This window comes from Paenibacillus sp. sgz302148, assembly GCF_056120465.1.
In genome coordinates, this window is record NZ_JBVYOJ010000004.1 from 124,399 (window position 1) to 136,208 (window position 11,810).

8 protein-coding genes are annotated in these 11,810 nt (G+C 52.8%); 1 reads left to right on the forward strand and 7 read right to left on the reverse strand.

Going from position 1 to position 11,810, the window contains the following annotated elements:
* Positions 1 to 33: 33 nt before the first annotated feature.
* On the reverse strand, positions 34 to 2,754 hold the full coding sequence (locus tag AC0LWM_RS07735; protein WP_474674334.1) for a DUF5695 domain-containing protein: 2,721 nt from the start codon (positions 2,752 to 2,754) through the stop codon (positions 34 to 36).
* 16 nt (positions 2,755 to 2,770) lie between these two features.
* On the reverse strand, positions 2,771 to 4,726 hold the full coding sequence (locus AC0LWM_RS07740; protein WP_474674335.1) for a glycoside hydrolase family 127 protein: 1,956 nt from the start codon (positions 4,724 to 4,726) through the stop codon (positions 2,771 to 2,773).
* Between the two features lie 137 nt (positions 4,727 to 4,863).
* Between AC0LWM_RS07740 and AC0LWM_RS07745 the strand changes: the two genes are divergently transcribed.
* Entirely contained in the window at positions 4,864 to 5,784 is a 921-nt protein-coding gene (locus AC0LWM_RS07745) for an AraC family transcriptional regulator (RefSeq protein WP_474674336.1), read from the forward strand.
* A gap of 2 nt (positions 5,785 to 5,786) precedes the next feature.
* On the opposite strand, the gene AC0LWM_RS07750 is transcribed toward AC0LWM_RS07745, so the two are convergent.
* From AC0LWM_RS07750 to AC0LWM_RS07770, 5 genes are all read right to left on the reverse strand, one after another.
* Entirely contained in the window at positions 5,787 to 6,665 is an 879-nt protein-coding gene (locus tag AC0LWM_RS07750) for a carbohydrate ABC transporter permease (protein WP_474674337.1), read from the reverse strand.
* The gene (locus AC0LWM_RS07755) at positions 6,665 to 7,537 is read right to left on the reverse strand and encodes a carbohydrate ABC transporter permease (RefSeq protein WP_474674544.1); all 873 of its coding nucleotides are present in this window, start codon (positions 7,535 to 7,537) and stop codon (positions 6,665 to 6,667) included. The genes AC0LWM_RS07750 and AC0LWM_RS07755 overlap by 1 nt, the downstream gene beginning before the upstream one ends.
* A gap of 728 nt (positions 7,538 to 8,265) precedes the next feature.
* Complete coding sequence (locus AC0LWM_RS07760) at positions 8,266 to 9,939, reverse strand: ribulokinase (RefSeq protein ID WP_474674338.1); 1,674 nt, start codon at positions 9,937 to 9,939, stop codon at positions 8,266 to 8,268.
* Positions 9,940 to 9,963: 24 nt separating this feature from the next.
* Complete coding sequence (gene araD / locus AC0LWM_RS07765) at positions 9,964 to 10,653, reverse strand: L-ribulose-5-phosphate 4-epimerase (protein ID WP_474674339.1); 690 nt, start codon at positions 10,651 to 10,653, stop codon at positions 9,964 to 9,966.
* 50 nt (positions 10,654 to 10,703) lie between these two features.
* Positions 10,704 to 11,795: a GntR family transcriptional regulator gene (locus AC0LWM_RS07770; protein WP_474674340.1), complete on the reverse strand. Its 1,092-nt coding sequence runs from the start codon at positions 11,793 to 11,795 to the stop codon at positions 10,704 to 10,706.
* Positions 11,796 to 11,810: the final 15 nt, after the last annotated feature.

Consider the following 11,810-nt stretch of genomic DNA (forward strand, 5'->3'; position numbering starts at 1 on the left):
ATTGCTGGATCCATGTCAACTCCACGTTGTCCATTACTCCTTCTTTATGCGGACGGTCGCTCCTTTTCTGCCCATGATCAAAGGCACAACCGTTTCAACACCACCTTTCGCAAGCGATACTTTGGATGTATCCACATAAACGCCATATTCGCCTTCAGGCAGGCTGGATATGGTTAATGTGACAGTGTGCCGTTCCGCCGCTGCGCTTTCGATCACGAAGCGAATATCGGAACCGTCTTCTTGTACGAATAACGGAGTCGCCGATGAGATGTGGTCCGTATCGATATGGAAATACACTTTGTGCTCGCCATACAACATGCCGAATCTTCTGCGAACGCCGTCCTTCATCGTAATTTCATAACCGCCGCCGGCTTTGTGGTAATCGCCGCCGTAGCAAAACAATCCGAAGATCGGATCGTCGGCAAGCACCGTCGCCGCCCCGCGCAATGCTCCGCAATAACCGAGGTCGATTTCGCAGGAATAATACCACGCTCCGCGATGATGCTCCTGATCAAGCCAAGTTTGGCCAAACGGGGAAGGTTCGAAGCCTCCGCCCGCACTGCCGTCGTTTGCGATGCCGGGGTACCAGTAACCGTAATTGCTTTCCGGCGTACCGGTGTTCATCAGCGCCCAAGAGCTAAGCATCGATGCATAGCCTAATCGCAAATACGCATACGGGTTCTCGCTGCAGCCGAGGGCATAATCGAGCAGCGCCCAGCCCCCCATTTGAGACATATAGCTTAATGTATAAGCCGCATTCGATTCGCCTCTGTAATCGCTGCCATACAAGTAATAAGCGGGTGAAAGCCAGCCACGGCAAAATAAATTCGCTTCGATTTGAGCTTCCATGAACTTCACCGCGTTGCTGTGCGTGATAACTTCTTCAGCATGCTGAACTGTTTTTTCACTGACCGATTTGACCGCATGTTTCATCGCGTATTTGGCTAATGCATGCGTGCTTTCAAAACCGGTTGAATCAAACGGGTATTCCGACCCGAACAAATCGGCATTTTCATTGACGAAATGAGCGGCCTTCTTCTTCCAGTGTTTTTCGAGCCGATACGCTTTCTCTTTCCACCCGGCGGCATACAGCTCGTTGATCAAATCTTCAATAATCAATTCGTTGTACAGCCCTGTCTTGTAGGCGGACCAATCACCCGTTTCCAGCGGAATCGTAAACATGGCGACCGCCGTTCGATATGCGCGCTCAAGGTACGTTTCTTTCGTAAGCTTCGTCTTGAGATGCGCGTAATTTTTCGTTACCCGATACATGCTCCAGTACATTAAGGCGATGTGCGGATAATCGTAAATGCGCCAAATGTGCGTTTTCCCTTTAGGCCCTTCATCCTCGCTGGAACGAAGAACGTTCCAATCCGGAATGCCGTAGATCCCGTACGCGTACTCCTCTTGCTGCGTTCGTTGGAGGCCTCCCCACACAAAGTTCTCGATATAATATTCAAGCGCTTCGATTTCCCGCTCGACCGGGAATTCCGCATTTTTAGCGGCCAAGTAAGCAGGTTTGCAAAGTCCGGGATCGTCGCAAGTGACTTCATAGATTCGCCAACCTTTGATCCGGTCGTAATTGTCCGGACCTAACAGCACTTCGGTTTCCATATTCCACTCGGAAATAAGCCCGTTATACCATTTGGATGGATCGCGATGCTGGCTTTTTGCGATAAACGCGGCACGCTTGTTGATCAGCGTTTCAACCGGCTCTGTGGAGAAAAACTCCAAATAGGTTTGTTTTCCGCCGCCGTATCGCACCGTGATGATATTTTCGCCCAGCTTGTCGAACCTCACCTTGTACACGTGCAAGTCTTCGCCCTGTTTGCCGACATACGTCAGCTCTGTCGCGTCCGGAAACTCCGGCGTCACCGATTCGATCGGTTGTTTCGTCCGCAAGTAAAACATCGCATGCAAGTCATTCGGCACCGTCATGCCGGGAATGACTTGAACGTCGATCAAGCCTTCATCCACGATCGTATTGCGTACGTCGTCATAATCTGCCGCCCAATGAAATGTAAACGGATACGAAACCGCCTCTCCTGCCGCCAATATTACGCTCGTATTCGGCTGGCGCCACTTCGTGCCTTCCTCTTTGGCAATTTCCCCTTGCGCCGCAGAATGAATATAGGCCTTGAATTGGCGATTGCCTTTTGCGCCAACTTCATCCTTATATAAATCAAAGTATTCCAGCTTTGCGTCCTCCGCCGTTGTCATCGTGAGATAAGGCCCGACACTGTTGCAGCGCATCCAGAACATATAGGAGTTGTGTCCGGAAACGAAACCATGTCGGAGCACGCTTTCGTGCGGCTTCGTCCCCCACTCGTATGCCGAGTTCATCGGAAACGGAATGGCCAAGTCGCCGATTTCGACCGTCGAGTCGCTATGATTCTCGATTCGAACGGTGTAGGTGAATCGATCTTGTACGATTTCATATGAAATCATGATGCCGATATCCAGCTTTTCGCCTCCATCGCCACAATCGTAGCTCGCTTCATATTTCGAACCGCTCGCGGAGGAGGTCATGCCGACAAGTCCTTTTTGCGCTAACTCCAGCGTACTTAATGACGTCCACTCTTCATTCCACTTGCGATAAACGACAAAGACATCCCCGAACCGTTTGTTCTGCAATATATACTGGGTGTCATGCGCATCCCTCAACCGTTTGAGGCTTATGATCGCTCCGTCCTTGAGTTTGAGGTCAAAGCCGCCTTTAGCCATGATGTCGATCTTGCGATCGTCGTTTGTCATGCTCCCCGTCCTCCTTTCATCTTTCCCTTACCCAAACCGTCATTTCCCCGCGCCCGCGATTCGCCCATGCAAAATAAGGGATGAATTTCACGGTCGCCGGATCCGTTTGAATCCGTTCGTCCGCTTTATAGAGCTGATCGCCCCAATCTCCGTTTCGCAGCTTCATGCCCGTTGCCGTGATCGTTTGCAATCCTCCGAGCAGTTCCGGATCATAGGCGACTTCAAACTCAGAAGTATCGTCCAATACGATTTGATGCAAATTCGGTCCGTTATCGGCTTCCTCCAGGCAATACACGATCGGTCCCCGCTGCAGCGCCGCCTTGCCTGCCGTTTCGCGAACCAATGGGTGGCCTTTCATCCGTCTGACCGGCATCGGGAGCGACAGCTCGACGACATCTCCGGGCTGCCAAGTACTCGCAATGTGCAAGTACCCGTCTATGGCCGTTTGTTCGAACCCGGCGGAGCTGCCGTTGATGCGAATGTCCGCATTCGCGCACCAGTTTGGAATTCGGAATGCCATCGTAAAATTGGCCTCTTCCCCCTGGAATTCATAACGGACCTTGCTGTCCCATGGCACATTGGATTGCTGGTTCCATTGGATCGGTTTCCCGTCCAGCTCGCACTTCACTTCGCCGCCAACGTATAAGTGCGTATACATCGTCCGGCCTTTCGCCGATACGATGTACCGATCGAGTGAAGCGAGCAAACGGGCGATGTTCGGCGGACAGCATGCGCAGCCGAACCATTCCTGCCGCTCCGGCTTCACGTGGCCGTACGTATGGTTTTTACCGCACGCTTCAGGCCATACTTCCAGCGGATTGACGTAGAAGAACCGTTTGCCGTCGCGCGACATGCCGCTGATGACCGTATTGTACAACGCTTTCTCCAGCACATCGGCATATTCGCCCTTGGGCTCGATCTGCAGCATGCGCTGCGCGAACAAGATCAATCCGATCGATGCGCAGGTTTCGGCATACGCCGTATCGCTCGGCAAATCATAATCGAGGGAAAACGATTCCCCGTGAGCCATCGACCCGATCGCACCCGTAATGTACATCCGTTTTGTCACCATGTTGTTCCACAACGTCCGGCACGCTTCAAGCAGTCGCGCATCGCCTGTCTCCGCCGCTACATCCGCCATGCCGGTACACATATAGACCGCCCGAACCGCGTGACCTTCGGCCGTCTTCTGCAGTCGAACCGGCAAATGCGCCTGGCTGTATGATCGATGGGCGGCGATATCGAGAAACGGAAAATGAACATCGCCGTTGCGGCGCTTGTATTCCCATTCGTAGAAGCTCGGTTCCTGCCCGCGTTCGTCAATGAAAAACTTGCTTAAGCTTAAATATTTTTCATTTCCCGTTGCCTTGTAGAGCTTGACTAATGCCAATTCAACTTCCTGGTGGCCGTCGTAGCCTTTTATTTTTCCGGGCGCCGGTCCGAACACGGAATCGATGCAATCCGCCAATCGGCAGCAAACATCAAGCAGCTTCCTCTTTCCCGTCGCTTGATAATAAGCAACGCCCGCTTCGATTAAATGGCCGGCACAATACAATTCATGGCATTCCGCCAAGTTCGTCCAACGTTTATCCGGTTCTTTGATCGTAAAATAGGTATTGAGGTAACCGTCCTCCTGCTGCGCTTTGGCGATGATGTCGATCAATTCGTCGGCCAACCGCTCCAGCTCGGGATCGGATTCCGATTCGAGCAAGTAACTTACCGCTTCCAGCCATTTGGCGACATCGCTGTCCTGGAACACCATGCCCCGGAAGCTTCCTTGTTCCAATCCGGCCGCGATTTTAAAATTCCGTATGGCGTGGCTCGGTGCCACGCCCTCGATCCGGTCATTCAGCGCTTCCCACTGATACGGCACAACCACATCGCGAACAAGGCGTATGTACGGGGACCAAAACGAATCTTGAATGTGCAATTGTTTGACAATAAGCGACTCGGTCGTATCTGTACGAATCATGCTGCATACTCCTTTTATGCTATTATTTCAACCTTTAAGAAAACGCTTTATTTTCTTATAATAGCTGTTGTATCATAGGATTTGAATCATTTATCTCAACCATAATTTTAAAAATTTCAACCTGTAGAAAGAGGTGTATGCCATTGTCGATCTTGCATTTTGTATCCCCGCCCGTACCTTACTTCATTGACTGCGGCACCCATTCCTATACGCCCGGCGAGCTGCACGTCAGCCGAAACTGTATCGGCGTATTCGATTTGATCGTCGTGACGAAAGGGACATTATTTATCGGCGAAGATTCGAATGAATGGACGGTTCGGCAAGGCGAAGCACTCATATTGCGTCCCGACGCCTATCATTACGGTACGACACCCTGTCAGGAAGAAACGGAAATTACTTGGATTCACTTTCATACGTTCGGTGCTTGGGAAGAAGGCAACGGCATGAGCCAATGTCTTGAAAATCAATCCGCGCTCATCGAGAAGCATAAGCAAAATGCATATTTGAACCATTGCGAGGTATGCTCCATCTTTATCCCTAAACATATGCGGCTTTCGGAAAAATCGATGGACGATTTGGCGCAGTTTTACGAGTTGGATCAAGATCCAAGATCGCTTCGAAACTGGAAAAAGCAAACCGCGTTCCAGTTTTTCATGCAGCATCTGGACCGCGAATTAGCCTCGCTATCCGACGCAACGGCAATTCGTCTGGCGGAAAAGGTCGAACTGTACATCCGGCAAAATTTTCACAAAAAAATAACGAATTCGATGCTGCAGCAAGAGCTGAACTACCATCCGAATTATATGGCCAAATGCATGCTGAAAGTTTATGGTGTAACTCCAATCGATTATTTACAGCAATACCGGATCGAACAGGCCAAAAAGCTGCTCATCCAGACGAATTGGCCGACCGAACGGATCGCCGAGGAGGTCGGTTTTTTCCATACGTCCTATTTCTCATCCTGCTTCACGAATAAAGAAGGCATCTCTCCTTCAAATTTTCGCCGCAAAGTAATTGGGAATGCAGCACCGCCCAAAGGACATCGAGCAGGGAACTAGGTTTAACCTTTAATTCCCGTGAGCGTAATCCCTTCGATAAAATAACGCTGCGCGAAAAAAAACAAGAGTAGAATCGGCGCTACGATCGTCGCCGAAGCAGCCATCAAATACCCCCACTGGGCGTTGTACAAGCCTTTAAAGGTTGCAAGTCCCAGCGCCAGTGTAAATTTCTCGTTGCTGTTCAAATAAATGATCGGTCCGAGGAAATCGTTCCAGACGTCGATGAACGAGAAAATCCCGACTACGATCAATGCAGGCTTCGAGAGCGGCACGATCACTTTCCACAGGACGGTAAACGGCCGGGCGCCGTCCATATAAGCCGCTTCGTCCAACTCTTTCGGGATGCCCATAAAAAATTGCCGCAGCAAAAAGATATTGAATGCGCCGCCGCCGAACCAAGCCGGTACGGTCAACGGCACAAACGAGTTTAACGCGCCGAAGCTTTTCCATAACATAAACGTCGGGATTAACGTAACCGCATATGGCAGCATCATCGTGCCCAGCAGCATGGCGAATATCCAATCTCTTCCCGGCCATTTCAACCGCGCGAAGCTGTATGCCGACATGATGCTTGTGATCAACACGCCGCTAACGGTAAACAACTCGATCGTCATCGTATTTTTGAAATATTGGCCAAACGGGACGGACGTCAGCGCTTCGGCGTAGTTGCTCCACGCGAACGGCTCCGGAATCCACTCTGGCGGAAAAATAAAAATTTGACTGTTTTCCATCAGCGAGCTGCGAATCAGCCACAAAAACGGAAACATCATGACGGCGCTGCCCAAGATCAATATCAGATAAACGAGCATGCGGGCCGGCGATATTTTATGGCCCGTTCCAATGGAACGATTCGCATGAACGGCAACGGCGGAATTTTCCATTACCTTCCCCCCTCTTCGTAGTGAACCCATTTCTTCGATGATTTAAATACGATCAACGTCAACACCATAATGATGATAAACAAAACCCAGGCCAGTGCGGAAGCGTACCCGATTTTAGATTCGGTAAACGCTGTGCGGTACAAGTAATATACATAAAATAAAGTCGAGTTGTTCGGCCCGCCTTCCGTCATGACGTACGCCTGATTAAACGCCTGGAACGTGCCGATCAGCGCCATAACCAGGTTGAAGAAGATCGTTGGCGTCATGCACGGAATCGTAATATGCCAAAACTTGTGCCAACGGCTTCCGCCGTCAACCTCCACCGCTTCGTACAAGTGCGACGGAACCCCCTGCAAGCCCGCCAAAAATATGAGAATCGTGTTGCCGACGCCCCAGGAGCTCATCATAATGAGCGAAGGGATCGCCGTAGATTCGTGATAGACCCATTGCGACGTAGGAAGTCCTATCGATTTCAGCATCGAGTTCAGCAAACCGAAATCGGGGTTGAAAATCCAAAGCCACAATATCGTATTGGCGATGCTCGGCACGATCGTCGGCAAATAAAAGATCGTCCGAAATATCGACAGCCCTTTCACTTTCTGATTCAGCAGCATCGCCACTGCGAAAGCGACGGCCAGCCCGATCGGCACACTGCCTAGGGCGTAATAGGTCGTGGCGTACAACGCCTTCTGGAACAAAGGATCTCCGGTGAAAATCGTCTTGTAATTATCCAAGCCTACCATCTGCCAATCGCTGCCGATGCTCCAGTTCGTGAGACTGTAAAAAAACGATGCCGCAACGGGATACAGCGTAAAACACAATAGTCCCAATATCGGCGGCAGCGCGAAAATAATGCCCCATTTTCGTTCCATTCGGGAAATGCCCGATAATTTCGTTCGCAAAACGTGACGTCCCCTTTCTGTCGTGTAGTTTGATGTTTAACCGTAATTCAATTATTCATGTAAGCGCTCTTAAGAACAATCGAATGAGTCCACTGGCTCTTTGTTTTGGTACGATTTTTTTATGGTGCATGCCGAGTGGTGAGCGGTGCGGGCCAGCATTTGGTCGACCGTTGCCGTTATGCCGCGAACCCCCCCGCGCGGGGTAGCGGTACGCTGGGAGGGGGGCGAGGCTAGGAGGGGCAGTGCATGGTGCGAAAGTGCGTGGGCGTCTTTTTCTGCAGTCCGTCTCTGGCATGCCACCCGCCTCCTGTTCGCTGCCTCCTATGCAGCGATAAATGCAAATGTGCAGTTATTTCCGCAAGCCCCCTGCCTCAAAAATGAATAACTGCGAAAGTACAGTTATTTTTATCCATTCACGCAGAACCTCAGATATTTATACAAATAGTTGCAGATTTGCATTTAATCGCCTTTTTTTGTTCAAAATCAGAAAATAACTGTATGTTTGCAGTTGTGCTTGATTCCCAACGCTCGCTTCGGTCATGTCTATTGGGCAGCAGCAAGTTTTTCATTGACAACGCAAAAAACGTTGCAAGGATAAACGGTTGGCCCTGCCCGGATCGGCGTGTCGCTTACGGGAAATAGAAAAGAGTGCCCTTGTATAGGCACTCTTTCCTAGATATTCAATCGTTCGTGCGAGCTCAGCTCCGCACTTCCTCTTTCAAAGCCTTAAGCCGCTTCATGACATCGTTGCCGCCTCGCCCGAAATAATCGTGCAGCAACGTATATTCCTGATAAAGCTTCTCGTAAATCGCCACGTTCGCCGGAATCGGATGAATCGTTTCCTCGCGTACGCGAGCCATCTTTTGCGCGGCTTCCACGATCGAATCGTAGCCGCCCCGCTCCTTCCCGGCGGCGACAGCGCCGAACATCGCCGCGCCAAGCGCCGGCGTTTGCTTCGATGCGGCGATCTTGATGGTACGGTTCGTCACGTCCGCGTAGATTTGCATGAGCAGCCGGTTTTTTTGGGGCAGCCCGCCGCAGGCGTACAGCTCCTCCACCTCGACGCCGTTCTCGTGGAACGCGTCGACGATTTTGCGCGTGCCGAACGCCGTCGCTTCGAGCAACGCACGGTATATTTCTTCCGGCTTCGTCAGCAGCGTACAGCCGATCAGCAAGCCGGACAAGTCGGTATCGACGAGCACGGAACGGTTGCCGTTCCACCAATCGAGCGCGAGCAGGCCCGTCTCGCCCGGCTTGTACGCGGCAGCCCGCCGCTCCAGCCAAACGTGGACGCTTACGCCTTCACGTTCCGCCGCCTCATGCACCGATGCTGGCACGCCATGCTCCACGTACCAGGCGAAAATATCGCCGACCGCCGACTGCCCGGCTTCATAGCCCATGTACCCCGGGATGATGCCGTCCTCGACGACGCCGCACATCCCTTCGACCCGCTTCTCTTCGGTGCCGAGCAACATGTGGCAGATGGACGTGCCCATCGCCATGACGAGCTTGCCCGGCGTGACGACACCAACGCCCGGTACGGCCGCATGCGCATCGACGTTGCCGACGGCAACCGCCGTCCCCGCCGCAAGGCCGATCGCTTCGGACATGGCCGGCGTCAGCTCGCCCGCTTTCGTGCCAAGCGGCTTGACTTCGCCGCGCAGCTTCGTTTCGGTCAACCGCTCGAGCCGCGGATCGAGCGCCTTGAAAAATTCCGCGCTCGGATACCCGTCCCGTTTATGCCATATTGCTTTATAACCCGCTGTGCAGCTGTTGCGGACGATATTGCCGGTCAGCTGCGAAATGACCCAATCGGTCGCCTCCAGGAACAGGTCCGTCTCCTCGTAAATGTCCGGCGCTTCGTTTAAAATTTGCCATACTTTCGCAATCATCCACTCGGACGATATTTTGCCCCCGTACCGCGGCAAAAACGGCTCGCCCTGCCGTTCGGCGATTTCGTTGATCAAGTTCGCTTCGTCCTGAGCGGCATGGTGCTTCCACAGCTTCACCCAGCTGTGGGGATTATCCTTGTGCTCCGGCAGCAAGCATAACGGCACGCCGCTTGCATCAACAGGCAGCATCGTGCACGCCGTAAAATCGATGCCGATCCCGACCACGTCCGCCGGGTCGACGCCGGATTGCCGCATGACCGCGGGAACGGACCGCTTCAGCACCTCCATATAATCGTCCGGATGCTGCAGCGCCCAGTCAGACTCCAGCCTCCTGCCTGTTCCCGGCAGCGCCTCGTCGATGACGCCGTGTGGATAAGGTGTTACGTGCTCGGCAACCTCGCTGCCGTCGTTTAAATCGACAAGCACGGCGCGGCCGGACTCGGTGCCGTAATCGATGCCAATCGCATACTTTTTCCCCATAAAGACAAACCCCCTCTGTCTTTGCTACGTTTGCCCGTAATAAGCGCCGGCCCCGTGCTTGCGCAAATAATGCCGGTCGAGCAGCGCCTGATCCATCGCTTCGACGCCCGGATTGAGCTGGAACGTGTGCAGCGCCATTTTCGCCACTTCCTCCAATACGACCGCGTTATGCACGGCATCGTGCGGGTTTTTCCCCCAGCTGAACGGCGCATGGCAGTTGACCAGCACGCCGGGAATTTGTATCGGATCGATGTCCTTGACCGTCTCCACGATGACATGGCCGGTTTCCAGCTCATAGGCGCCTTGAATTTCCGACGGTTTCATTTTCCGGGTGCAAGGAATTTTTCCGTAAAAATAATCCGCATGCGTCGTACCCAGCGCCGGAATGCTTCGGCCCGCTTGCGCCCAGCTGGTCGCCCACGGCGAATGCGTATGCACGATACCGCCGATATTCGCAAAAGCTTTATATAATACGAGATGGGTCGGCGTATCGGAGGAAGGCTTGTAACCGCCTTCAACCACGTTGCCCTCCAAGTCGATAACGACCATATGCTCCACTTTCATGTTCTCGTAAGGAACGCCGCTCGGCTTAATAACGACGAGCCCGCGCTCCCGGTCGATCCCGCTCACGTTGCCCCAAGTGAACGTGACGAGTCCATGCTTCGGCAAATCGAGATTCGCTTCCAAAACGGATTCTTTCAATTGTTGCAGCACGGGTTGAGCACCTCCTATTACAAAACGTCGTCAAGCTGTTTCGTAAAAATCTACTCCCACCGTCTCGTCGATTCCCGGACGATCAGCTCCGGCGCGTACACCCGGGTTTCCCAGCCGAGCTCGCCGCCTTCAATGAGCGTCATGAGCGCTTGAGCCGCGTCGGCGCCCATTTCTTCCTTCGGATGCGTCAGCGTCGTCAGCTTGATTTCCGTCGCCGTCGCAAGCGGCGAATCGTCGAAGCCGACTACGGAAATATCCCCGGGCACGCTAAGACCTGCTTGGCGGATCGCCTCAAGCAAATGTACGGCCAATTCATCATTGTAGCAAACGATTGCGGTCGGCCGTTCGTCTTGCTCCTGCAGCATCGATGCCAGCATTTGATAAGGCTTCGTTTGCTTTTCCTCGGTCGAATAATGGACGACGAAATCCGGGCGCACCGGCACCCGATATTCATGGTGGGCTTGCAAATAACCTTTAAGCCGATGAACTCCCTGCAAATCGTCAGCTTTGAAAAATCCGGCGATACGCCGATGGCCTAGCTGGAGCAAATGCTCAGCCGCCTTATAGCCGCCCGCCTGATCGTCGACCTTAAGGCACGGGCAAGCCATTTCCGAATACCGTTCGTTGATCGTCAAATAAGGGATGCGCCGATAATTCAGCGACAAATAATAGTTCAAGTTGGCGTTGCCCTCCGCACTTTTCGTCGGTTCGATAATGAGGCCGCTGAGCGGCTGGCTCATCATCATGTCGAGGCTTTGCCGCTCCTTGTCCTTGTCGTTATCCGTGCTGGACAGCAACAGTCGGTAGCCTTTGCTGCGCAGCGCGGCTTCCGCACCGCGAACGATATGCGGGAAAATATAGTCCGATATATACGTTGTAATGATGCCGACCGTTTGTACGTCGGGCGTCCGGGGAAGCTCCGGCATGGACACGAACGTCCCGCTGCCCTGGATGCGCTGCAGCCAGCCTTCCCGCTCCAGTTCCCCGAACGTCTGCCGCACCGTCTGGCGGCTGACCTGAAATTGCTCGGCAATTTCGTTTTCCGTCGGCATCCGATCGCCGGGTTTCAACTTCCCGGTTTGGATCCACTCGTAAATCTCTTGCTTGATTTGCATATATTTGGGCGTTTGTTTTTCTCTCATGGTTCACCTCTATCA

Coding starts and splice junctions, on each gene's coding strand:
- AC0LWM_RS07770 (WP_474674340.1), bottom strand. CDS start 11,795: ATGAGAGAAAAACAAACGCCCAAATATATGCAAATCAAGCAAGAGATT.
- AC0LWM_RS07735 (WP_474674334.1), bottom strand. CDS start 2,754: ATGACAAACGACGATCGCAAGATCGACATCATGGCTAAAGGCGGCTTT.
- AC0LWM_RS07740 (WP_474674335.1), bottom strand. CDS start 4,726: ATGATTCGTACAGATACGACCGAGTCGCTTATTGTCAAACAATTGCAC.
- AC0LWM_RS07755 (WP_474674544.1), bottom strand. CDS start 7,537: ATGGAACGAAAATGGGGCATTATTTTCGCGCTGCCGCCGATATTGGGA.
- AC0LWM_RS07745 (WP_474674336.1), top strand. CDS start 4,864: ATGCCATTGTCGATCTTGCATTTTGTATCCCCGCCCGTACCTTACTTC.
- AC0LWM_RS07750 (WP_474674337.1), bottom strand. CDS start 6,665: ATGGAAAATTCCGCCGTTGCCGTTCATGCGAATCGTTCCATTGGAACG.
- AC0LWM_RS07760 (WP_474674338.1), bottom strand. CDS start 9,939: ATGGGGAAAAAGTATGCGATTGGCATCGATTACGGCACCGAGTCCGGC.